Source organism: Leptothoe sp. ISB3NOV94-8A (genome assembly GCF_043421595.1).
In the GTDB taxonomy this organism is placed as follows: Bacteria; Cyanobacteriota; Cyanobacteriia; order Phormidesmidales; family Phormidesmidaceae; genus Leptothoe; species Leptothoe turfae.
In genome coordinates this window covers 4,929,336-4,953,641 of the sequence record NZ_JAXSQW010000001.1, presented here as the reverse complement: position 1 = coordinate 4,953,641, position 24,306 = coordinate 4,929,336, and the positions used below count along the sequence as shown (strand labels likewise).

The window sequence follows — 24,306 nt, the reverse complement described above, 5'->3', positions numbered from 1 at the left end:
TGCCATGGCATAGTGTCACGTCTATGAAAAGATGCAATATTTTGTTTTATGAGGTGTAGAGGATGTCTTCAAAGATGGCGAGCTTGGGTGCTGAGTCAATCATTTCCATTGAACTCAACTATTGTTATTTAGCTTAATTCAGAGAATTAAAGCGTTACCCTAATCAGAGATAGGCGATCAGTCGATTAGGAAGGAGCTATGTACGGAATTGTAGGTGTTGAGGAAATATCAGCTCCGGACTTTGCCCAGCGGCTGGCAGAGGATGGGTTACAGCTGGTAGATGTTCGAGAACCAGAGGAAGTTGAGATCGCACACCTCTCCAACTTTATCTATTTGCCTCTGAGCCAATACGCTGACTGGGCCGATCAAATCTTTACCCATTTAGATCCCAGTCTTGAAACCATTGTCATGTGCCACCATGGCGTTCGTTCAGCCCAGATGTGTCAGTGGCTACAGCGTCAAGGATTTGAGCGCACCAAAAACCTGTCTGGTGGTATCGATGCCTACTCTCGCCTAGTAGATAATACCGTTCCCCGTTATTGATGACTTAGAGGGGCTGCCTCTGGTAATTTGGTAAATCTAAGATTGAGTTGAGAGTCTATGTTTGGCCAGCTACTGCTAGGGCACTAGCTCCACTCACTGCTCACCACTCAAAAATTCCATGCTTAGCCAGCTTCAAACCCTTGTCCGTGAAGTTGATGGACGTTATGCCACCGACACAGAGCTAATGTTTTTGCAAAATTACCTGCAAACGGCTCGTCTACGGTTTAGTGCCTATCAAAAAATTCAGAAAGCCGAGACCGCTATCATTCAACAGGTCAAACAAAAACTAAAGGCTACTGACCCTCAACTGCTCCGGCGGGGCAAAGTTGATCTCAGCGCTAAGTGGCAGCGGGATGCTGTGATCGGGTTTCGCTACTGTGCCCATGCGCTACTAGTAGCTGACGAAGAAGGATTAGAGGAGCGTCTTTTGCTGTGGTTTCAGTCCATCATACGTTCCTTTAAGGCCCAGCAAAGCTGCGACATTACCTACAAAATTATGCAGGATGTAGTGCGTCAGCATCTAACACCGCAAGAAGCAGAGCTATTTTGTCCAATTTTGGCCCAGGCTAGACTTTTGCTAGGGCAATAGCGTTACCCTGAAGGTACGCTCATGTATCGCAGGTCTTATGGATATTCCATCGGTTGGCGCCCACAAGTTGCGTCAGCAATATCCCAATAAACACAATTACTATAAGTTTGCCGATTTTTTCCAGTTCAATGCATCTAAGGGCACTATTTCTGACTGGCATGGCAGCCGTAATATCCTGACAAGTGAAGATTTCATCATTGGTTTGTTAGAGGGCTTGGAAGAAGAAGTGGGAGCCGCTTCAGCCGCTGTGATGTACTCCATTGGTTTGGAATGGGGTAAACAAGACTCATTATTTTTTGACCAGTGGTTTGAGCGGGAGTACAACGTTAGTCCCCAGCAGGCTAACCTTATGTTTCTATTAGAAACCTGGTGGTGGCCCTTTACGGCCCAAGGTTGGGGCCGTTGGGAAATTGACATGGCCGATCGCACCCAGGGGTTTATGTTCATTAACCTCTTTGACTCAGCCGTTGCACGCACTTTGGGGGATGTGGGTAAACCCGTCTGCTATCTGTATGCAGGGCTATATGCTGGCTTTTTTACTGAAATGGTACGTAAACAGCTTAGCTGTATTGAAATTCAGTGCTATTCCATGGGGGAAACCTACTGTAAGTTCTTATTGGGGGCCCGAGAACGAATTGATGCGGCGGCGTTTTGGCTAAATGAAGGGGCGACAGCTAGCGATATTCAAAACCGGCTGCGTTCCGGAGATTCATTGTGATGGCTAACGATGTAATCAAGTCTGAAGTGAGCAGTCAGCCCCTGGAAATTATCTCAGTTGGGGAGTTTTTTCAGCAAATCAACTGGTATGGCAGGACAATGCCTGGTATGGATGAGGCAGACCTGGCTAATACTCCCTATGAAACGGTTGGGCAATTTTTTGCTACATTTCCTTGGCAGGGAGCAGGGGGGGCTACGACTGCTGACGATTGGGATTCAGTGAAAGATGATGAGACTGCCCCCATGGAACAAGCTACTCTCACGCTAGAAGACCTATCGGCGCTATTTTAGGTCTGTCGGTTATTTTGAACACGCTAGTTTTGAATAAAATTGCCCTCTAGCATCACCATGACAACGCCTCCTAGCCAGCACATTTTGCGACAGATTGAGCTTCAACCAGATAAGAGCTATCTGACACCTCAGGAGTTGAGTAGTCTGGGTCGGTATGTTGGCAGCTTAACGGACCGTGTCCGCGCATATCGCCAGCTGCGTGAGTGGGAGGTCAACCTGATGCAAGAACTGGTGGATCGGCTGCCGACCGAGCTGAAGGAAAATACTAGGGCACTGGAACAAAGTATCAAACAAACGATCTTGATCCTGCGCTATGCCGCTTTAGGCATGCTGGTGGATGACGTACATCTAGGGCGACGTCGCTTAGAGGGATGGTTGCCAACGATGGTGATGGTTTATCAGACCCAATCAATCGATGTATTGCTGCAAAAATCCCTCAATCAACAGCTGCCCAGGCTATTAACTGACTCCCAGTTTGCTTTACTACAACCAGCCCTAGAGTCAGCACAACAGCTCTTAAAAGATGCCGTAAAAGAAGAGGGGGCAGAATAGAATTTCCATTCTAAAAAACTTGCCGATGATAAAATTTCTCCACGTAAGCGTAGTTTCAGTACGAGAACCTTTGAGGGACTCATTGTAATGGTATTAGTCGCCGATTTACTTGCAGACACTAATCTGACGTCCAACTACTTTGCCAGTGATGTCTATGTGCATGGCAGCCTAGATCTGGGGTTATTGGAGAATCGTCGTGGTGATCGGCTACTGGCTTTACCAGAAACCCTGATTCGGGCAATTTATTCAGGGTTAGATAATGAAACTGGTCAGGCCTCAATGTTGGTGTTATATAACTGTGGGCGCTGGTGGGGAAAAAATTTTTACACACGCTTTTGCGAAGAGCTAACTGATTACCACAATCGTTCGATATCCAGTTTGTCAATGTCTGAGTTTATACAGGCTTTGCAGCAGTGTTGGGTGACCCATGGTTGGGGGCAAATCAGTTTGGATAATACCTATAAACCTGACGGATTTTTGGTGGTAAAAATCCGCGCATCGGCTTTTATTGACTATGCTCCTCAGTTAGAAAGACCTGTAGGATTTCTAGAGATGGGCGCATTACAAGCATTTTTCAGTGAATTGAGTGAGCAAACGTTGCACTGTGTACAAACAGCTTGCGAGTCATTGGGGGCTGAAGAAAATTGTTTTGTTCTGGGTGTCGAAGAGCGATTGGCCCTGGCAGAGGCAGGTGTAGAACAAGGGCTTTCCCACGCTGAAATTATGAGCTTACTGGTGGGCCAGGGAGCTTAGTCGCGTGCCAACGGATTGATAACGGGATTTAGTGAACATGAGCCATCAGCGGTCTAGCTATCGCCTGTTGGGGCTGGTCGGCAACGGTCAGTTTGGGCGTGTGTATTGCGGTGTGCATCGCAAGACCGGGCAACTGGTCGCCATTAAGTATTTACATCGTCATAGCTTATCAACCCATGCGTTTTTGCGAGAGCTTCACTGCTTATTGAGTTTGTCGCATCCCCATATAGTTGCCTGTCACGCTTTAGAGCATTGTGAGGATGGGCGGCGGTTGGTCTTGGAATATTGTGCCGGTGGTACATTGCGATCGCACATGCTCAGCCCCCTCAGCGTGGCTGATATTCTCACCCTGGTGTCAGATGTGCTCTCGGGGCTGGCCCATGCCCATCAGCAAGGCATTATCCACTGCGATATTAAACCCGAGAATATTTTGCTCAGCTACAGCGATGGTCGCTGGCGAGCCAAGATCTCAGACTTTGGTATTGCCAAACTTACCCAAGACCAGCAAAATCACGAAGGCACAGGACAGACGGGATCCCCGGCTTACATGGCACCAGAGCGTTTTTATCGCCAGTACTCCCCATCAGCAGATGTATACGCAGTTGGCGTGATGTTGTTTGAGCTGCTAGTAGGTCAACGCCCCTTCACCGGTACGCCTATGGCCTTGCAATCAGCCCATTTAAACCAGCCTGTGCCTGATGCAGACCAACTTAGCGAACCGCTGAAACATATTATTGCCAAAGCCTTAGAAAAGTTGCCTGCGCGCCGCTATCCAACCGCTGCGGAAATGTTGGTTGACCTCAAACAATTAGATCCCTCTAGTCTGAATCTTGGACAGTCGCTTAACGCCCCAAAGATCGATTACGTTTCCTACACGGGCAATCCCCTACATCGGCTGACTCAACCAGTCACCCATTTTCAAAAGCTATCAGCGGCATCCATTACGCAGGATGATGAGTCAGCTGTCGAGTCCACAATGCTGATGGTCCACGGTTTACAGCTTGCTACTCTCCAACAGCAGTCACTCAACGTCTCACCGCAAATTCTTGATGCGTCAGTACAAGGGCTACATCTATCCCCAGCCGGACTGATGGTGAGTACGGCATATACCCTTTGGCGTGGTGCAACCCCTGAGTGTTTGACCTCCCTGAGTCATTGGCCATTGCCTGCCATGGCTGCCGTGGCACCGCATCAACGTTGGATAGCTACGGTTAGTCCCAGTACCAAACAATTGACCATTACCCAATTACGTGAACCGACTCAGACCCCTGTACGTCGGCCCTTGCCTCCAGATATTGAGATCCATCAGGTAGTGGCGATTGATAAGGCCCACATCGGTATTTTGGCCAGTAGTGCTGGTTCAGGCAGCCAGCTGATGTTGTGGAACCGTCGAGGCATGTATCTGACCTCACTGGATTTAGGGATCACGCTGCAGCAGCTTACGCCCACAGATCAGCGCCATCAATGGATGGCTATCGATGTCCATGCACCTCACACCGTTGTCTTTCTCACCCTCAAACCCCTGCGCATGACACGCATGATTTTGGATATTTGCCCGGCGCTAATGCTGGATTTGCCCTGGGGATATCTTTTCAGCAACACTGTAGGACGCATGTTACTGCTTGACCGCGATTTCTATCCCATTGGGGGGATTCAGGGGCCAGCTGGGGTAACTGCACTGACTGCTATGAGTGCCCATGAGTTACTAGTGGCCACATGGCAAAACAAACCGATTGGGCTCGGGGCGCTCCATAGGTTAAACCTGCAAGAATTTGATCTGGATATGATTTTTTAAATGCCTCAGTTAATTGCGTAAATTGACTTGTCCATCAATGCCATTCTCTTCCAGCCATTCTAAGCGCTCTTGAGCATCAGCCTCATTGACATAGGCTCCGGCCTGCATAAATACTTGACTTCCCATCTGTGTACGAAAAGCATCAGGGACCAAGCTCTGAAGTTTCTCTGCATCAGCCATATCTACGAGCACACGATAGCGAAACGTTGCAGTTAGGGCGACTGAGCCTGGCGGTGTCAGGCTCAGTGATCCACTCCGACTGGGAATGGCTATCGATGGCACAGGCAGCCGCTCACCATTGGTTGTGGCTGTGGGTATATCAGGGCGTACATCGGGGGTAGTGAGGTCACTACTGTTCTCTGCTCGTGGAGATGAGGCTGGCTCAGGTCTGCCATTGAGTCGGGTTAACAGTTGCGAAACACCTTCCCGTTGTCCAGATGATGAATTGTTTTGGTTAATATTCGGTGCACTGGCTGGAATAACGGCGATGGGGATAGCATCATCAGTACTGGTTTCGGTTGGAGCCGCAGCAATGTCCTCCGTTGCAGTCGGGGCGGCTTCATCAGCGACATCAATAACGATTTCGTTGGCCTCTGATGATGGGGCCTGGCGGGTGGATGATGGGGCCTGGCGGGTGAGGGATGCTTGAATATTGACGGGGGCTGGGGCAGCCGATGAGATGGCTAGATGCTGTCTGTAAGATGCGATCGCACCCGTTGTCTCACCCGTTGTCTCACCCGTTGGCTCATCAGTTTCATTGTCATGAGTCGCTGTGTTAACACGCTCTAGTCCATCGTCTGGTTCATGAGTCTCAGATAAACCTTCTATAACCGGATTGGAATCAGCTGTAGCTTGGTTGATGGCTATATCAGTTGCAGGAATATCAGCTTCGGGCTGTGCCAGTTCTGTTGTTTCTGCTTGCACATCAATAGGACTGCTAGTCTCAGAGCTGCTAGTCTCAGAGCTGTTAGGGGTAGATGCTGGCCTTGTTAAGACCGCTGGCCTTTCCTGTACTGACACCGTAGGTATTCTCGTTTCATGGGAAACCTCAGATACTTTAACGGCGACGATATCAGTAGAATTCTCAGCTATAGCGGCTGTAGTGGTGTCTACTTCCACCACACCATTGCGCCCATTGTCATCCAGAACATTAGCTTCTAAAACAGGACGGGCATTGTTTTTTAAGGCAATTCCCACCTCATTGCGTGTAATGCGATTATTGTTAATAACGGGAGTCGCCGGGTTGGCCACAGTGATGGCTCGGCCTGTCGTTTCAAAATAGTTGCCTCGCACAAGGGCACGACTATTTCCCTGAATGCTTAAACCGTAATGGTTACGGTTGAAATAGCTGTTTTCAATGACAGGATCACCATGGGTAATCTGAATGCCCGCAACAGCGTTAGCAACAAGCGCGACTCTACGCAGAATCGGTGAGCCTGCTGAAATCCACACGCCGTTTCCCTTAGAGTTAGAGATGACGACATTGGCAAGACCGGATCGATCAGCCGCCAATATAGTTGCATTTTGAGTGCCGTTGCCATCACGGAAATCTCCTCCACCCGTAATAATTGTGTTGCGGGTTTGACCTGCATTTCCCTGAATCGTAATACCTGGTCGTAAACGCAACGGAAATTGTTCCCCTGACTCTTGGCTGTAGTGCCCCGGTGCTAGCAAGATTACCGTGCTGGTGTTGGTGGGAGCCATCCGTAAGGCTTGGGTAATCGTTTTATAGGGTTGTTCGGCACTGCCAGCACCTTGTATATCAGTGCCTGTGGCTGCATTGACGTGCAAGACACCATAGCTTTGAGAGGCTTGACTCATGCTGATGGTGTTTTGTGCAGTCGAGCCATGTTGGGCTTGTGCTCGTGCTGGAAGAGCCGTCATGAGGGTGGCCACGCTTAGCAGCACTACCCTGTCCAGCAGGTGTTGTTTTATGCGTTTTGTTGCGTTCATCGTCGAATCCACTATCGTGATTGCCCGGAAAGTCTATTTCTCCCGGCTATTTGCGATGACGCTCTGCCCACCATCCCAAATCTATGGTTAGTACTGCAAATGTGCGGTGGGTGCGTGAGGCAGGATGTCGTTAATGCCTAGATTGTTTATGCCTAGCGATTTTGATGGGGGGGTGAAAAAATGTCAACCCCCTTGTGACAGATTTCTTTGATTTTCTATGCTTGGCCACCACAAAAACTCAGATTAGTTTACGCTGATAACGAATTTACAGCTGATACGATGGGAAGGCTTTGCCTTCATGCTGATCTTGTCTATGCACTCTGAGCCAATTGCTGCAAAACAGTCTCAGAAAGTACTGTATCGAATTCTAGATGCCAACCTGGACCGGGCTCGCGAAGGCCTCCGCATTATTGAAGAATGGTGTCGGTTTGGGTTGAATGATGCCACTTTGACAGAACAAATTAAATACCTGCGTCAGACCCTGGGCGGTTGGCACAGCGATGATATTCGTCAAAGTCGCGACACCCCAGGAGACCTGGGTACGGCCCTGAGCCATCCCCAAGAAGAACAGCGAGATACTATGCAAACAGTGATAAAGGTCAACTGCTGTCGCGTTCAAGAGGCACTGCGAGTGCTAGAAGAGTATGGCAAGCTCCATGCTAGTGAAATGGCAACGGGTGCCAAGCAGATGCGCTATCAGCTGTACACGTTAGAAAGTAAGCTGCTGGGCCATAATGTGCGGCAACTTCTGGCCAAAGCGCGCACTTATCTCGTGACATCTCCCCATGATCGTTTACTAGATGTTGTGGAGTCGGCTTTGAAGGGGGGGATTGATATTGTTCAATATCGTGAAAAGCAAGCCGATGATGACGTGCGACTGGAGTTGGCCAGCAAGATCAAAGCCCTTTGTCATCAATATGACTCGTTGTTTATTGTGAATGACCGAGTGGATATTGCTGCAGCTGTCGGGGCAGATGGCGTGCATCTGGGGCAACAAGATTTACCCATGGCAGCAGCGCGTCGCATTCTGGGACCATTGCCCATTGTGGGGCGCTCCACCACAAACTCTGTAGAAATGGCTAGAGCCATTGACGAAGGCGCTGACTACATTGGCGTTGGGCCAGTCTATGCCACACCTACAAAACCTGGAAAAGCTGCGGCTGGTTATGACTACATTCGCTACGCTGTAGAAAATGCGCCGATGCCCTGGTTTGCTATCGGTGGCATTGATCTAACCAATGTGGCCTTAGTGCGAGACGCTGGTGCACCCGGTGTCGCCATTGTGCGGGCTATTATGCAAGCCGATGACCCGCTCCAAATCACTCGTTCCTTTAACCAGCATTTTGAGTAATAGATTCCTTTTCCCTTTCCTATGAACACTAGCTCTGAAGCAACCAGCATTATGCTGCAAGTCAATGGTGAATCGAAATCCTGTGCTGAGGGGACGACGTTACCTCAGTTACTGATTCAGCTGGCTATGGATCCACGTTTGGTCGCTGTGGAATATAACGGTGAGATTTTGCATCGTCAGTTTTGGGAAACGACTGTGATGCAAACTAATGACCGCTTAGAGGTGGTGACCATTGTTGGCGGCGGCTGATCGTTCACCAGGCTTCGTTAATCAGTGTTAAGAATCGTCGAGGCTTGTGTGTAGTCGGTCGGCTATGTAGGGGCGGTAATCCCGCCTCTTTTGACTCACCATATGGTCTAACTAAAAACGTTAAAGTAAGGAGGGCTACACCTTGGTGGGTTTTCCCGCCTGAGTAGAGCCTTAGTAGACCTGTCTCAGCGTTTTTCTATACCCTGCATCATGAGTCGATTTAAGCTAACCCGATTTACGTCTTGGTTACGCCCACTGCTCAAGCCGTTCTTGGTTTGTTTCCTGGCATTGGTTCTAGTGTTCTCTCAGGCTGATAGCGCTTTAGCTGCCCGTGCTGGCGGGCGCATTGGTGGCGGCAGTTTTCGGGCTCGCCCATCCTCTGGTCGGACGTATTCGTCGCCCCGTAGCTATCAAGGTCCGTCTCGTGGTTACTATCCTGGCGGTGGGTTTGGCTTTGGTTTTCCACTGGTGATGCCGTTGTTTGGTTTTGGTGGCGGTGGCCTATTTAGCTTGCTAATCTTTTTTGCGATCGCATCCTTCCTGGTCCGCAGCTTCCGCTCCACTGGCTTTGGCGAAGGAGAGACTTACACGCCTAATCCAACGGTTTCTGTCGCTCGTTTACAGGTGGGATTACTGGCCAAGGCTCGCCACCTTCAGGACGACCTTAACCGCTTAGCAACCTCCTCAGACACCAGCTCATCGGCTGGGCTGAGCAAAGTACTACAAGAAAGTACGCTGTCGCTGCTACGTCATCCCGAATACTGGGCCTATGCAGATACTGAAACCGTCCAAACCAAGCTAACGTCTGCTGAGGTGGAATTTAATCGCTTGGCGCTGATGGAGCGAAGTAAGTTCAGCCATGAAGCAGTTTCTAACGTTAATAATCAAATCTCTGGTGGTAATAGCGCTACGTTGCCCGACGCTGACGGCAATTTACAGAGTGGTGAATACATTATTGCAACCATGATTGTTGCTGCCCAAGGTAAGTTGACGCTGCCTAACGTGAATTCCGAGCAAGACTTGCACAAAGCCTTAAACCAAGTTGGGGCGATTCCGAGTGATGAACTCATGGCGGTTGAGGTAATGTGGACGCCCCAGGCCAGTGGTGAAACCTTAACGAATGATGAGGTTATTGCCCAATATCCAAATTTGAAGTTGGTTTAGGACTGTAACTTATCAGTTGTAGCGACATTGATTAGCGATGCTTAAACGGGAGTCCATCTTTTGGGCTCCCGTTTTTTATTGGACCCTTTTTTATTGGGTGACTTAGGCCCTGCATACGTGAAATTTTGTTTTGACGATTACCTTGATGTCCTATTGTTTTGACAAATGTTTTTCACTTTCGAGCCTATCTAAGTACAGATCCGGGTATAGTGGTTCCGGCTTGAGGGGCCGACCCGGTAGCCGAAAATGAACTAATGTGCTTAACTTTTGAACAATCTCCCTTGCGCCTGTTTTTTAGAAGGTTCCCATGCTTGTTCTGCTTACCCGTGTTTTACTTTGGGCCACTCTTGGACTCTTAGTTTGGTACATTCTGACTAAAATCATTCCAAAACAGTACCTGACTTGGTTTGGCGGAGTAATTGTTCTGATTCTGATTGTTGCCTCCTTTGCAGATCCCAATGATGAAACAATTGGAACTATTTGGCGGCTGCTCTCATTGCCATTGACGCCTCTCGGGGCAACAATTTTGCTGTTGGGATCTGCAATCAGTGACGGTGTGGGAAAAGTAAAAGGGCAGCAGGTGGCAGCGGCCTTGGCTATTTTGGTCATTACCAGCCTGCCGATTTTTAGTCGCTTCATCGTTGCCCGCTCAGAGCTAGAAGTGCAGCAGGCATTTGCTGCAAGAGCGGCCCAGTGTGCTGAGGTTTGTCCTGCCGGTTTAGAAGGACCGCGATTAGACCGGACAGGGGCGATTGTGGTGCTGGGTAATGATGCTGGAGATTCGCAAGGAGCCGTTGCCTTTCAAAGTGCGAGTGATCAAGCATATAACTCAACGCTGGTACCCCGCTTAATTTATGGATCTCAACTTTATAATGAGGCTCGTCAAGCAGGTGCCGATCCGTTTGTAATTGTGACCGCTGACCCCGGTGGAAGTGGTGAAGCTAGTCAGGTCAAGCGCCAGAATATTAGAACGGTTCTGGTTAATAATGGAGTGCCTGGAGAAAATATTCGTTTTGAGTCCACTGGTTTGAACGTCCATGGCACAGCTGATAGGGTAGATCGTTTTTTGCGTAATCAGCAGGTACTACCGGCGAGAAATAATCGCAATGAGCCGACCGATCCACGGATTATGCTGGTGGCTCCAGCCATGACGATGACACGCTCGGCATTGACCTTTGAGAATATGGATATGCAGGTCATTGCTAAGCCGACAGATTTTTACTCAGTCAATACATGGTCCGGGAATGATACGTTTTCCCGATTGCCTGACATCATTCCTAATGTAGATGCCCTACAGCTAACATCCCGCTATTGGGATGAAGTGCTGACATCCACCTACTATTTTCTACGGGGTTGGCTCCCTGACTTCGACTTTGGTTGGGACTCTAATATCGAACTCTAACATTAGCCATCACTGCTTAGGGTCATCACCGCTCAGCTTGTACTAAAAGGCAAGCTGGGCTTTAGGGTACTACGATAGTGAAGCAGCGATGGCTGCAGAAGCGTTTCGAGTACTTTTATGGCAAAGTCTAGGCTGCAGTATCTAACCAGCTATCTTCAACCACATCGTCGACATCTTTTCGTGGGTATTTCAACCCTCTTGGTGGTTAATATCCTGAGCGTATGGATTCCCTTAATTATTGGTGATGCAGTTGAGCGCCTCAAAATTGCCTTTAGCCAGGGCACTATTTTGCGCTATGTGCTGTTGATTTTGGTATTAGCCACGGTTATGTGGGTAATACGTATGGCGTCACGAGTGCTGATCTTTGGTGTGGGGCGTAAGGTTGAGTTCGATCTTAAACAGCGCATTTTTGAGCATTTGCTGTCGTTAGAGCCTGCCTATTTTGCAGAAAATACCATTGGTGATCTGATCAACAGAGCCACCAGTGACGTGGATAATATTCGCCGGTTATTAGGGTTTGCCGTACTTAGCTTGGCGAATATCCTATTTGCTTATAGCTTTACTGTGCCAGCGATGCTGCGTATCAGTGTGCGTTTAACGTTGGTGGCGTTGGCTATTTATCCGGTCATGATGCTATTGGTGGGCTCCTTTAGCAATCGTCTGCGGCAAGAACAGTTGGATGTTCAACAGTCACTGTCTGACCTGAGCACCCTGATTCAAGAGGATATGAGTGGCATTGGATTGATCAAAATCTACGCTCAGGAGACAAACGAGCAACAAGCGTTTGCTCAGCGTAATGATGAAGTACTGGAGGCTAATTTATCCCTGGCTCGTACCCGTAATACGCTCTTTCCGTTGCTGGGAGGTTTAGCTAGCCTAAGTTTGGCCATTATTTTAGCGGTGGGGGCTCGCAGCATTGCTGCAGGCACGTTGGCTGTAGGCGATTTTGTCACCCTTTTGCTTTACGTCAATAACCTGGTTTTTCCAACCGCTCTGCTCGGATTTACGATTACGTCCTATCAGCGGGGTGAGGTTAGTGTTGACCGCATTGAGGCAATTTTTGCGGCTCAGCCGAGGGTGGCGAGCGTTGCCAAGGCATCATCTTTGCCTGTGGGTGAAGTATCTGGCCGATTACAGGCTCAAGGGTTGACTTATGCATATCCTGGCACTGATACGCCAGCGATTCAGGATATTTCGTTTTCTATCGAGCCTGGGGAGACCGTTGCTTTAGTGGGCCCCATTGGTTCGGGTAAATCTACACTGGCCAAAACCCTACCCCGGATTTTAGAAATTCCGGAAGGGCACCTGTTTATAGATGATTACGATGTGACCCAGGTGGCTCTGCCAGATCTGCGACGGGCAATTGCTTTTGTTCCCCAAGACAGTTTTTTATTCAGTACCAAAATTAAAAATAACTTGCGCTATGGGGTGCCGTTGGCAGAAATGCCTGAGATTGAGCAAGCGGCAAAACTCGCTCAGATTCGGAACGAGATTGCCAATTTTCCTAACCAATATGACACCGTTGTGGGTGAGCGCGGGATTACGTTGTCTGGAGGTCAGCGACAGCGAACAGCGTTGGGAAGGGCACTGCTGGTGGATGCTCCTATTTTGGTACTTGATGATGCCTTGTCTAGTGTTGACAACCAAACGGCAACTCAAATTTTGGATAATTTATCCCACGGTACCCAGCGCAAGACGGTGATTTTTATTACTCACCAGATGTCAGCTGCGGCAAATTGCGATCGCATTATCGTAATGGATCAAGGTCGCATCGTTCAGACAGGCAGCCACGATAGTTTAGTCCGGCGTGCTGGTTTATATCAGCAACTTTGGAATCAGCACAAACTTAAAGAAGTACTCCAATAGTGCTTATAAAACCCATGGATGTTTAGCTACAGCTAAACATCCATGGGTGCAAAATTGAATTACTATTTGCCATTGTCCAACTCATTCAAACTGGGGCTAATTCAGGCTTCATTAGCTAATTGCGCCGGGCAGTGCAAAGATCGGCAAATACATAGCCACCAAGATTGAACCAACCATACCCCCCAGAAAAATAATCATAATGGGTTCCATAATGCTGGTTAAGGCTTTAACGGCTTGTTCAACCTCATCCTCATAAAAGTCTGCGACTTTCATCAGCATTTGGTCTAATTCACCTGTTTCCTCACCAATGCTAATCATCTGAATGGCCATAACAGGAAAGACTTGGTGTCTTTGTAAAGCCAGGCTGATCATGCCCCCTGTCTGAATCTCTGAACGAGCCTCTTCAATTGCATTGGCAATCACCTGGTTGCCAGAGGTATCTCGAACAATTTCTAAGGCTGTCAAAATGGGAACACCTGAGCGCGAAAGTGAGCCAAATGTGCGGCAGAATCTTGCAGTTGCTGACTTTTGAACTAAATCACCAAATAGAGGCAGCTTCAAGAACAGACGATCCATTGTTTCCCGGCCAGCGCGAGTTTTGTAGTACTGTCTGTACGCAATTCCAGCAATCACTAGGGCTGCAATCGTTAACAAAACCAGGAGAGGATTACGCAGAAATCGGCTTATGTTGATCATAAACTGCGTAAAAGCTGGCAGCTCTGCCCCAAGCTCGATAAAGATCTCTTCAAAGATGGGCAACAGGAAGACCGTCATACCAATAAAAATGGTGACCGCTAGAACCCCTACCGTTACTGGATAAGCCATAGCAGACTTAATCTGGTTCTGTAAGCGATTTAGATCCTCCAAAAGCTTTGCCAGACGATTGAGAACCTCATCCAGCACACCACCGACCTCTCCTGCCTGAACCATGCTCACATAGAGCAGATCAAAGCTAGCTGGATGCTTGCGCATCGAGTCAGATAAGTTGTTTCCCTGTTGGACATCAGAGTTGATCTCCAGCAGGGCTTTCTTTAACTTGGGGTTAGGGCATTGCTCACCCAAAATTCCAATGCCTCTGACTAGGCCAACCCCAGCATTGACTAGAGCTGCAAACTGACGCGAAAAAACAGCCTTATCCTTAACCGAAACCTGAACTAGAGAGGTTTTCATATCCTCCCAATTTAAATTCAAGCCTCGATCTTGCTTAATGCTCTGAATATAAACTCCACGCTCCTTAAGCATGGTGCGAGCTTCACCAGGCGAATCAGCAACAACCTTCTCACGTCGCGTGCGACCTGTGGTGTCTCGACCTGTAGCAACATAGGTAGGCATGGATTTTACCTCTGCAAATTTTAGGCTTATAAGTTATGGAAGGCTTTATACAGCGTTGCCTGATTTTTAGGCAACCCCCAACGTTAACTAGTAAGGAGTTGGTAAATCAGACATCAACCTTTAACTAACGGCGTGCACCAGTAGCAGAACGACCACGCTGTTGATTCCTGGGAGTACCGGTACCACTAGTGGTACCGGCACCACCTGCATTGATCAAGCGCTGTAATTCGTCAGCTCGGGACGATTTGCCTATGGCACTTTCAAAGCTAATCGTGCCAGCTTTATGCAAATCCGCTAAAACCATCTCTAACGTCTGCATGCCCAGCTTACCGCCAGTTTGAATAGCACCATAAATTTGAGCGGTTTTACCTTCTCGGATCAAGTTAGAAATCGCTGGGGTGACCACCATAATCTCTTGAGCCATTACACGACCAAACTCACCAGGTTTGGGATTTGCTTTAGGAACAAGGGTCTGACTGAGAACGGCAACCAGAGAATTAGAAAGCTGTACGCGTACTTGCTGTTGCTGTCCCGGTGGAAACACATCAATCATTCGATCTACAGTTTGCGCCGCAGAACTTGTGTGTAAGGTGCCAAAAACAAGGTGTCCTGTTTCTGCCGCTGAAATTGCCAGGGAGATCGTTTCTAAATCCCGCATCTCACCCACCAGGATGACATCAGGATCTTCCCGTAGCGCTGCCCTAAGTGCGTTGGCAAAACTCTTAGTATCTTCACCAATCTGGCGTTGATGAATCAAACTCTTAATGGGCTCATAGACAAATTCAATCGGGTCCTCGACTGTCAGAATATGCTCAGCCCTGGAATGATTAATATCATTGATCATCGAAGCCAATGTGGTCGACTTGCCCGACCCCGTTGGCCCAGTCACCAAAATCAACCCCCGGGGCTTTCGAGCTAGCTCAATTACGATATTGGGGAGACCTAGTAAATCTGCACTTGGAATTTTGGAACTCAGCGCTCTTAAACAGGCGGCATAGGTGCCTCTGTCCTTATAAACATTGACCCGAAAACGCGCTAAGCCTTTAACACCGTAGGAACAATCTAGCTCCCAAGTCTGCTCTAGGTGTTTCCGTTGGGTATTATTGAGCATGCTGAAAATCAGTCGTTGGCACTGTTCAGGTGTCAGCGGTGGATGTTCAGTCGGGGTGAGGTGACCACTAACCCGAATGTATGGGGGCAAACCTGCTGAAAGGTGGAGGTCAGATCCGCCTCGCTCAACCACCTCTTCCATCAAGTCTTCGATCATCATTTCCATAGGGCCACCTCAGGTAGATATCTACAAAATCGTTATAAGCAGAGAAATTAAGGAAATAGAGAAGCTGGTTCAGCAGAGCTCAACATAAGTAATGGAGATGATTGTACCCATTTCAACCTTATGAATTACATCTAGTTAGCTTAGTTAACTAGTTTGGAAGCGCGTTGTTAGACAATAAGGACAATCTAACCAGTCGTGGTGTAGTTCGGCACCACAGGTGGAACAGCTTAAAACACTCTTACGTCTGGCCTTGAGCTCGGCCTCTAAGCCTGTATCGGTGAATGTTACGCGTTCTACTTCTTCTAATGTTGTGTAGCCTTGCTCCACAAGATTAAGACTGTAAGACAGCAAGGTTTGCATACCTTCTTCGACGGCAGCCTCCTTAATATGTTCTGCAGGTGCCCCATCAGAAATCATTTTCTGCAAGCCTTCGGTTATACGCATAACCTCGTACACACCAACTCGGCCCTTATAGCCTGAACCCTGACAAGTTTGACAAAGCGCACCGGTATTATTATCCGTTTCAGCTTGGTCTGGAGAAACCGTATTGGCTCGATAAAACTTAATGTCACCGCTAGAAGAACTAAGGCCAAAGCGGGCCAGCTCTTCACTACTGGGGGTATAGGCTATTCTGCAATCGGTGCATACTCGCCTTACTAGACGCTGTGCCAGCACACCCACTAATGAACTGGATACTTGGAAAGCTTCCACTTCCATTTCATTTAGACGGGAAATGGCACCTGCTGCATCGTTGGTATGCAATGTCGTTAATACAAGGTGGCCGGTGAGTGCTGCTTCAATGGCTGTTTTAGCTGTTTCGGTATCACGGGTCTCACCCACTAGAATGACATCGGGGTCTTGCCGCAAAAATGCCCGCAGAAGCAGTGGAAAGTCGATGCCTTTTTCACGAATGACTTGTACCTGAGTAATGCCCGGTAGAGCATATTCAATTGGATCTTCCGCAGTACTTATATTGATGCTAGGATCGTTGCGCTCTGCCAGGACTGAATAAAGGGTCGTCGTCTTACCTGAACCTGTGGGTCCCGTTACTAGAATCAACCCATAGGGGGAATTGGTCATCTCCCGAACGATATTTAGAGTTTCATCATCCGTGATCAGCTTATCCAAACCAAGCTGGGTATTGGTATTATCTAGAATTCGTAAAACGACTTTCTCACCATAGCGACTAGGAATAGTACTAACCCGAAAGTCAACTTTACGTCCTTGGAATACTCGCCGAATCCGACCATCCTGGGGAATACGTCGCTCTGCAATATCTAGCTCAGAAATGATTTTTAAGCGGGCTGTAACCGCTGGGATAATCTTTTTAGGAAATTTTTGAAAGGCCTGACGTAGAACCCCATCACGGCGAAACCGAATACGTAAAAAGTCTTCCTGCGGCTCGACGTGAATATCAGAAGCCCCTTCTTGGAGAGCCTTAACTAATATTTTATTAACTAATGCGATAACAGGAGCTGCACCTGCATCCTGAACTGCTGTGCTTAAATCAGCTTCTTCATCCAGGGCATCTTCAAGTCCGGCATCATCAAGGTCTAAATCCTCTAAATTTGAGTTGACATCTACAGCCTGTTCAAAATCTCGTTGCTTTTCCTTGGCAACTTGATCATCTAAATATGCCGAAATCATCCGTTGATAGTCTTCAACGGTGATAACCATGCGGCGTAACTTTAGATTTTTCGGGCGTAAGATGCGATTGAGATCATCCTGAGCCTCTAAATTCTCTGGATCCACCATGGCCACGAGTACCGTGGAAATATCATCTTGGGTGGTTTGAGAAAGCGGTAGTAAACGATGGCGGCGACAGATATCAACGGGAATTAAACTGTCAATTAAATTGCCAACTTTTGTATCAGATACACTTTCAAGCTCTGGATCTAGTGACTCTACCCCGTAGAGGATCTTAAGTTCGAATAGCTGTTGTTTCTTATACTGTCGTAGGAGTTCTGGACTCAGCTGCTGACCAGTCAGTGACTCTAATACATCAGTTAACGAGCGTCCTGACTTTCGACTTTCAACCAATGCCTGTTGCATTTGGTCAGTATCAACGTAACCCGCTTGAATTAGCTGGTTGCTAAATGGTGAAAAGCTTCTTTGTAGAACAAGCGCTTTCCGAGATGATGATGAGGAATTGGTCATAGTCGCCGCAGAAAATCCTTACAGAAGGTTGCCCACAAAACGCTTTTCTGTAGACAGCTACAATCGGGGGCTTTATCCTGTAAATTCAGGATGCTCCCAAACGTTGCAGCGTATCGTACAACGCTGCTTCATTTCCCGATAATAGCTTGAACAATGGCATCCAGCTAGCCGCAATACTGGCATTGTGAGTTGAAAATGAATATGGCAATCGAAAATATATGTGATGCCTGCCCTAATTTTATGTAGTCATTACGTTGCAAAATGCACTATTGTGATACGTCTAAGGTGATTGTATAGAGACTACAGACCAGGGTGGTGTTGGGCTTTCTAGGCTAGAAACGTGGTTTTTGATCTGGATCCTTACATAAACGGGGTCTTAGCGTGGCGCAACTCGCTTAAAATATCAGCGTCTAAGGCAATGGTTACCCCCTATGTTCTGTTATTGATGAGGTTAAACGATGGTAGAGGACGTTAATCCGGCAGAAAACGTTAATCCAGCGGAAAGTAATTCTATGGAAGAGGATGAAGCCTCTGATGTGATCAATGAGGTGGATGAAAATATTGAAGAGCTTAAGGTTGAAGACGCTGATATAGATATAGATTTTGAGAATGAGTTGCCTGAGGTTGCTTCCAATGATGTAGCGGCTAAGGGGGCGGATGCTTCTCCAGATGATTTGGCTGCTATCTCTAATTTGGAAGAACAAGTAGCACAGCTAAAAGTGCAATTGGAGGATAGGAGTAGTCAATATTTAAGGCTGACAGCTGATTTCGAAAACTTTCGTAAGCGTACGAGCCGTGAGAAAGAAGACCTTGAACTTCAAATCAAGTGCAATACCATTAGCAATATGTTAGAGGTTGTGGATAACTTTGAGCGGGCTCGGGCTCAAATTAAGCCTCAAAATGACGGTGAAATGGCTGTTCATAAGAGCTATCAGAGTGTTTATAAGCAACTGGTGGAAGCTCTTAAGCGTATCGGTGTGGCTCCAATGCGAGCAGAGGGTAAAGAATTTGACCCTAATCTACATGAAGCTGTAATGCGTGAACCGACAGATGAGCATGCTGAAGGTACAGTTATTGAAGAATTAGTAAGGGGATATGTTTTAGGGGAGCGAGTTTTGCGTCATGCCATGGTCAAAGTTGCTACTCCTTTAGAGGAATAACTCCGAACTTCCGAACTCTATTGAAGGTAAAAAATACTTGCTCAAAACATAGCTGAGCTAGTTATTAAAGCTAGCTCGGTTATGAAGCTTTCTTGAATATCAAGGTGCTTTATTAGAGTTTATGGTTTTGGGTATTGTATTTATATTGGAGAGTAGCTCAAGCATGTTTTCCAAATGTGCTCATTGCAGATACTTTCTGTGGTTGAGAGTTATCAACAGGGTGTAACCATATAGCAATTTTTTACTTAAAGCACATATATCTATATCGGTTAGTCCATACGGCTAATGCTTGCTATAAGTCAGTGCATCCTTTGAATGGTTTTTGCCAATTCTTATTTTTTAGAGAAATATGGATTTACTGTGCAAGCTAATGTTGGTTGGTTGATGGACGTCTATTTCTAAAAAGTTGTGTGATTTTCTGGAGTAAGCAGGCTCTCAGATGGGTAAAGTTATTGGCATTGATTTAGGAACTACAAATAGCTGTGTTGCTGTTCTAGAAGGTGGCAAGCCCGAGGTGATTACTAACACTGAGGGTGGGCGGACTATGCCGAGCATTGTTGGATTTGCCAAGAATGGAGAACGGTTGGTTGGCCAGCTAGCAAAGCGTCAGGCCGTTACGAATGCAGAAAATACTGTTTACAGTATTAAGCGCTTCATCGGGCGTCGTTGGGAAGATACGTCCAGTGAGAGATCCCGAGTGCCTTACACGTGTGTACGCGGAAAAGATGACACGGTGGATGTTCTAATTCGCGGCAGGGCTTACACTCCACAAGAAGTGTCTGCCATGACTCTACAGAAGCTGAAGCAGGATGCAGAAGCTTATCTTGGTGAGGAGGTTACTCAGGCTGTTATTACAGTACCTGCTTACTTTACCGATGCCCAGCGCCAAGCAACCAAGGATGCTGGGAAGATCGCTGGCCTAGAAGTGTTGCGTATTATCAACGAGCCAACGGCCGCTGCCTTATCCTATGGTCTTGACAAGTTAGATCAGGATCAGACTGTTTTGGTGTTTGACCTGGGCGGTGGCACATTTGATGTTTCCATTCTGCAGCTCGGAGACGGCGTTTTTGAAGTGAAAGCCACGTCTGGTAACAATCATCTTGGTGGTGACGATTTTGACAATAGTATCGTCACCGCTTTGTTGGATCAGTTTCGTGAGCAGGAGGGGATGGATCTATCAACGGATCGTATGGCTCTACAGCGTATCCGTGAAGCGTCAGAGAAAGCCAAGATTGAGCTTTCGACTCGGGCTACAACATCTATTAATTTGCCTTTTATTGCAGCAGATGAAGCTGGACCTAAACATCTGGAGTCTGAGCTGTCCCGCACTAAATTTGAAGAGTTGGCGAAGCCGCTGGTTGCAGCAACATTAGAACCTGTAGGACAGGCTTTGAAGGATGCTGAGCTGACGCCAGATGACATTGATCGGATTCTACTAGTAGGTGGCTCTACAAGGATTCCAGCTGTTCAAAAGGCTATCACTGATTACTTTAACGGCAAGACACCTGATCGCTCTGTGAATCCAGATGAAGCAGTGGCCTTAGGCGCGTCTATTCAGGCGGGTGTGCTAGGAGGTGAGGTCAAGGACTTATTGCTATTGGACGTGACTCCCCTATCGCTAGGGATTGAAACCTTAGGTGAGGTGTTTACTAAAGTAATTGAGCGAAATACTACCATCCCAACTAGTAAGTCGCAGACTTTTTCAACGGCAACGGATGGTCAAACGTCGGTGGAAGTCCATGCTTTGCAAGGTGAGCGGGCGATGGCTCGAGATAATAAGAGTCTTGGCCGATTTGAGCTGACAGGTATTCCACCTGCACCTAGGGGGATACCTCAAATTGAAGTTTCCTTTGAAATTGATGCTGACGGTATTCTGCAAGTAGCTGCTAAGGATAAAGGCACTGGTCGGGCGCAGAGCATTCGTATTACTAACACAGGCGGTCTAACGTCTAGTGAAATTGATAAGATGCGCGAGGAGGCTGAAGCCTACGCGGACGAAGATGCTCGTCGCAAGATCGTTGCTGAAATGAAGAATAAGGCTGACACCCTCTTCTATAGCTATGAGTCGACGATGCGGGAGAACGCTGAGTGGATCAGTGAAGAGCGTAAAGCTCAAGCTCAGGAGTCTGAGGTTGCATTGCGGGCTGCCCTGCATAATAAGGACATTACGCCTGAAGAACTTCAATCAGCACTAGATGCATTGCAACAAACTATTTTTGCAATCGGTGCTGAGATGTATCGCCAGGTGAATGAAGATAACTATGATATTGCGATGGATGAGACGACTCCAGATATGTCCACATCTGAGCCTGTTGAGCCCATTGGTGCCGAAGCGACTCCAGTAGAAGAACCTGCGTCAGTAGCCACTCCTGAAGCTATAGATCTGTTGGCTGATGATCCGGAGTTTGATTTGGATGCAACTATTACGGCGGATTACGAAGCGATTGAATAGTAACCGAATGATTAGAGTACGGGAATTGCGAATCAGTAATGTGCCGTGCTTACGTAGAATAGTTGGATAGGTTTCCAGTTGTCGTTGTTAAGCTAGCATTCTATGGCTCGTGATTACTATGAGGTGCTCGGTGTTTCCCGGGGGGCCGATCAGGATGAAGTAAAGCGCGCTTATCGGCGGCTGGCACGTAAGTATCACCCTGATGTCAATAAAGATCCGGGTGCAGAAGACAAATTTAAAGAGATCAATCGAGCGTACGAGGTTTTATCTGAACCGGAAATTAGAGCTCGGTATGATCGCTTTGGCGAAGCTGGTGTGGGTGGTGCTGCGGCTGGTGGCGCAGGCTTTCAAGATTTTTCTGATATGGGTGGTTTTGCCGATATCTTTGAAAGCTTCTTTAGCGGATTTTCTGGTGGTCCCAGCCAGGCTAAGCGACGTGGTCCTATGCGTGGGGACGATCTACGTCTCGATCTGAAATTAGACTTCACTGAGGCTATTTTTGGCGGTGAAAAAGAGATCAAAATTAGCCATTTAGAGAACTGTATGACCTGTAAGGGTTCTGGTGCAAAACCGGGTACTCGTCCTCGGACTTGTTCCACGTGTAGTGGTTCAGGTCAGGTGCGTCGAGCTACTCGCACACCCTTTGGTAGTTTTACCCAGGTTTCAGCTTGCCCTACCTGTAATGGGACAGGTGAAGTTGTCGAAGATCGCTGCGAAGTTTGTGGCGGTGCAGGGCGTAAGCAGGAAACTAAGAAGCTTAAAATTACAATTCCTGCTGGCGTAGATAATGGCACGCGTTTGAGGGTTTCCAACGAAGGGGATGCGGGGATGCGTGGTGGCCCACCGGGTGACTTGTATGTATACCTGTTTGTCAAGGAACACAGCAAGTTTAAGCGTGATGGCATCAATGTGCTTTCGGATCTCAAGGTGAGTTATTTGCAGGCTATCTTAGGCTGTGATTTGAAGGTGGATACTGTTGATGGGCCAGTGGATGTGCATGTGCCACCAGGGACCCAGCCCAACACAGTTGTGACGATGGAAAATCGTGGTGTGCCTAAGTTGGGTAATCCAGTTAGTCGTGGTAATCACTTGCTAACTGTTCTAGTGGATATTCCTACTCGGATTAAGACTGAAGAACGTGAACTGCTGGCTAAATTAGCTGAAGTGCGAGGTGATTCAGTCTCTAAGAAGGGGTTGGAAGGTTTTTTAGGTGGTCTGTTTAAGGGCTAGGCTTGGGACGCCGACGATTAAGATATTTCTTTTGTAGTATGACGGATGTTTTGAATCGACCTGACGAAACGTTGGATTTGCGTGGGACACCCTGTCCTCTGAATTTTGTGCGTACCAAGCTCAAGTTGCAACGAATGCCGCTTGGTGAACTTTTAGAAGTTTGGCTGGATGCTGGTGAACCTGTGGAGCAAGTCCCCGATAGCCTACGTTCAGAAGGGTTTCTAATTGAGGCATTGGAAGTAAGTCCAGAAGGTTACTTTGCACTGCAGGTGCGACGACCTGTGGTATGAGGGGAGCAACGGAGTACTTAACCTTATCGTCCATTGAAGGAACTGTAGTTGCCTGTCAGGCAAATTACTATCAAGTTAAGCTGTCTCTAGAAGATGCTGAACCTCATTATTTTTTGTGTACCCGCCGTGCTCGTTTGAAAAAACTTGGGCAGCAGGTGGTTGTAGGCGATAGGGTTTTGGTGGAAGAGATTGATTGGCAGGATAAGCGAGGCGCGATCGCAACCATTCAAACGCGTACCAATTTGCTCGACCGTCCCCCTATTTCCAATGTTGACCAAATCCTTTTAGTGTTTGCCTTAGCTGAACCTGCCTTAGATCCTGCTCAGCTGAGTCGATTTTTAGTTAAAGCAGAATCCACGGGCATTCCCGTGACCCTTTGTCTCAATAAACGGGATCTGCTTTGCCAGGAGTCAATTGACCACTGGCAAACGCGCTTAAGTGATTGGGGCTATGAGCCTTTGCTAGTAAGCGTTCGAGAAGATAAAGAGCTACCTGTCGCTCTGATGGAGACCTTAAAGCATCGAGTTAGTGTTGTTGCTGGTCCTTCAGGTGTAGGGAAGTCGAGTCTTCTGAACCGTTTAGTGCCTGATGTGGATGCTCGCACCAATGCAGTTTCTGGCAAGCTGGGTAGAGGGCGGCACACCACGCGCCATGTGGAATTATTTGATTTGCCAGCCGGTGGTTTGTTAGCTGATACCCCTGGTTTTAATCAACCTGATTTGACTTGTCCCGTTGAGACGTTGATGGCATGTTTCCCAGAAATCCGTCAGCGTGCGGGCCACTGTCAGTTTAATGACTGCCTCCATCGCGATGAGCCTGGCTGTAGTGTTCGCGGTGAGTGGGAGCGCTATGACTATTACCTGTCTTTACTCAATGAAGTACTGCACCATCAGCAGCAGTTGGATGATCGTCCCACTGCTGAGGTGACTGAAAAAGTGAAGATGGGCAGCGATGGTCAGGTACAACACGAGCCGAAGCTAGAGGCTAAAAAATACCGTCGCACATCCCGTCGTCGTCATCATCAAGACTTGCAAGACATGTGCTACGACGTGATGGGAGCGAAGTCCATTGATGATGTCGATGATGCAGTTCTAGAGGAATATGGGTTTTGAGTTTTGGCGCATGAGGGGTACGGAGTAGAGAGTATGGAGTGGATATGGGGGCAGAGGCTGTTCTTCACTCTC

21 protein-coding genes are annotated in these 24,306 nt (G+C 47.8%); 17 read left to right on the top strand and 4 right to left on the bottom strand.

What is annotated here, in order from left to right; all coding sequences use genetic code 11:
* The first annotated feature begins 198 nt into the window (after nucleotides 1-198).
* The 7 genes from SPB21_RS21145 to SPB21_RS21115 all read left to right on the top strand — a co-directional run bounded on the left by SPB21_RS21145 (nucleotide 199) and on the right by SPB21_RS21115 (nucleotide 5,240).
* Nucleotides 199-543, top strand: a complete 345-nt coding sequence (locus SPB21_RS21145; protein ID WP_499867640.1) for a rhodanese-like domain-containing protein — start codon at nucleotides 199-201, stop codon at nucleotides 541-543.
* A gap of 118 nt (nucleotides 544-661) precedes the next feature.
* Nucleotides 662-1,132, top strand: a complete 471-nt coding sequence (locus tag SPB21_RS21140) for a bilin-binding protein (protein WP_006516398.1) — start codon at nucleotides 662-664, stop codon at nucleotides 1,130-1,132.
* Nucleotides 1,133-1,169: 37 nt separating this feature from the next.
* Complete coding sequence (locus SPB21_RS21135; protein ID WP_163662750.1) at nucleotides 1,170-1,850, top strand: V4R domain-containing protein; 681 nt, start codon at nucleotides 1,170-1,172, stop codon at nucleotides 1,848-1,850.
* Entirely contained in the window at nucleotides 1,850-2,140 is a 291-nt protein-coding gene (locus SPB21_RS21130) for a hypothetical protein (RefSeq protein WP_499867639.1), read from the top strand. Before SPB21_RS21135 ends, SPB21_RS21130 begins: the two co-directional genes overlap by 1 nt.
* Nucleotides 2,141-2,197: 57 nt before the next feature.
* On the top strand, nucleotides 2,198-2,692 hold the full coding sequence (locus tag SPB21_RS21125) for a globin family protein (RefSeq protein WP_499867638.1): 495 nt from the start codon (nucleotides 2,198-2,200) through the stop codon (nucleotides 2,690-2,692).
* Between the two features lie 87 nt (nucleotides 2,693-2,779).
* Nucleotides 2,780-3,445 carry a V4R domain-containing protein gene (locus SPB21_RS21120; protein WP_006516394.1) on the top strand — a complete coding sequence of 222 codons (666 nt, stop codon included), beginning with the start codon at nucleotides 2,780-2,782 and terminating at the stop codon, nucleotides 3,443-3,445.
* Between the two features lie 37 nt (nucleotides 3,446-3,482).
* Entirely contained in the window at nucleotides 3,483-5,240 is a 1,758-nt protein-coding gene (locus SPB21_RS21115) for a serine/threonine-protein kinase (protein ID WP_163662741.1), read from the top strand.
* 9 nt (nucleotides 5,241-5,249) lie between these two features.
* On the opposite strand, the gene SPB21_RS21110 is transcribed toward SPB21_RS21115, so the two are convergent.
* Nucleotides 5,250-7,193, bottom strand: a complete 1,944-nt coding sequence (locus SPB21_RS21110; protein WP_499867637.1) for a DUF1565 domain-containing protein — start codon at nucleotides 7,191-7,193, stop codon at nucleotides 5,250-5,252.
* A gap of 313 nt (nucleotides 7,194-7,506) precedes the next feature.
* On the opposite strand from SPB21_RS21110, the gene SPB21_RS21105 reads away from it, so the two are divergent.
* The 5 genes from SPB21_RS21105 (at nucleotide 7,507) to SPB21_RS21085 (ending at nucleotide 13,225) form a co-directional block, all read left to right on the top strand.
* Nucleotides 7,507-8,544, top strand: a complete 1,038-nt coding sequence (locus tag SPB21_RS21105; RefSeq protein WP_499867636.1) for a thiamine phosphate synthase — start codon at nucleotides 7,507-7,509, stop codon at nucleotides 8,542-8,544.
* Between the two features lie 21 nt (nucleotides 8,545-8,565).
* The gene (thiS, locus tag SPB21_RS21100; RefSeq protein WP_163662735.1) at nucleotides 8,566-8,793 is read left to right on the top strand and encodes a sulfur carrier protein ThiS; all 228 of its coding nucleotides are present in this window, start codon (nucleotides 8,566-8,568) and stop codon (nucleotides 8,791-8,793) included.
* A 210-nt stretch (nucleotides 8,794-9,003) separates the two neighbouring features.
* Nucleotides 9,004-9,957 (top strand): DUF1517 domain-containing protein, encoded by a 954-nt coding sequence (locus tag SPB21_RS21095; protein ID WP_490793623.1) that lies wholly within the window; start codon nucleotides 9,004-9,006, stop codon nucleotides 9,955-9,957.
* 307 nt (nucleotides 9,958-10,264) lie between these two features.
* A complete protein-coding gene (locus tag SPB21_RS21090; protein ID WP_163662731.1) occupies nucleotides 10,265-11,359 on the top strand; it encodes a YdcF family protein in 1,095 nt (364 codons plus the stop codon).
* 117 nt (nucleotides 11,360-11,476) lie between these two features.
* The gene (locus tag SPB21_RS21085; RefSeq protein WP_163697536.1) at nucleotides 11,477-13,225 is read left to right on the top strand and encodes an ABC transporter ATP-binding protein; all 1,749 of its coding nucleotides are present in this window, start codon (nucleotides 11,477-11,479) and stop codon (nucleotides 13,223-13,225) included.
* Nucleotides 13,226-13,336: 111 nt separating this feature from the next.
* On the opposite strand, the gene SPB21_RS21080 is transcribed toward SPB21_RS21085, so the two are convergent.
* The 3 genes from SPB21_RS21080 to SPB21_RS21070 form a co-directional block, all read right to left on the bottom strand.
* The gene (locus SPB21_RS21080) at nucleotides 13,337-14,557 is read right to left on the bottom strand and encodes a type II secretion system F family protein (RefSeq protein WP_006516386.1); all 1,221 of its coding nucleotides are present in this window, start codon (nucleotides 14,555-14,557) and stop codon (nucleotides 13,337-13,339) included.
* A gap of 124 nt (nucleotides 14,558-14,681) precedes the next feature.
* Entirely contained in the window at nucleotides 14,682-15,833 is a 1,152-nt protein-coding gene (locus SPB21_RS21075) for a type IV pilus twitching motility protein PilT (RefSeq protein WP_163662728.1), read from the bottom strand.
* A 144-nt stretch (nucleotides 15,834-15,977) separates the two neighbouring features.
* Nucleotides 15,978-17,990, bottom strand: a complete 2,013-nt coding sequence (locus tag SPB21_RS21070) for a GspE/PulE family protein (protein WP_499867635.1) — start codon at nucleotides 17,988-17,990, stop codon at nucleotides 15,978-15,980.
* A gap of 458 nt (nucleotides 17,991-18,448) precedes the next feature.
* Between SPB21_RS21070 and grpE the strand changes: the two genes are divergently transcribed.
* From grpE to rsgA, 5 genes are all read left to right on the top strand, one after another.
* Entirely contained in the window at nucleotides 18,449-19,150 is a 702-nt protein-coding gene (gene grpE / locus SPB21_RS21065) for a nucleotide exchange factor GrpE (protein ID WP_250565678.1), read from the top strand.
* A 439-nt stretch (nucleotides 19,151-19,589) separates the two neighbouring features.
* Complete coding sequence (gene dnaK, locus SPB21_RS21060) at nucleotides 19,590-21,602, top strand: molecular chaperone DnaK (RefSeq protein WP_499867634.1); 2,013 nt, start codon at nucleotides 19,590-19,592, stop codon at nucleotides 21,600-21,602.
* Between the two features lie 102 nt (nucleotides 21,603-21,704).
* Complete coding sequence (gene dnaJ / locus SPB21_RS21055) at nucleotides 21,705-22,832, top strand: molecular chaperone DnaJ (protein ID WP_163662721.1); 1,128 nt, start codon at nucleotides 21,705-21,707, stop codon at nucleotides 22,830-22,832.
* Between the two features lie 38 nt (nucleotides 22,833-22,870).
* Complete coding sequence (locus SPB21_RS21050) at nucleotides 22,871-23,122, top strand: sulfurtransferase TusA family protein (RefSeq protein WP_163662719.1); 252 nt, start codon at nucleotides 22,871-22,873, stop codon at nucleotides 23,120-23,122.
* Nucleotides 23,119-24,234, top strand: coding sequence for a small ribosomal subunit biogenesis GTPase RsgA (gene rsgA / locus SPB21_RS21045; protein ID WP_163662717.1), 1,116 nt, complete (start codon nucleotides 23,119-23,121; stop codon nucleotides 24,232-24,234). The genes SPB21_RS21050 and rsgA overlap by 4 nt, the downstream gene beginning before the upstream one ends.
* Nucleotides 24,235-24,306 lie beyond the last annotated feature (72 nt).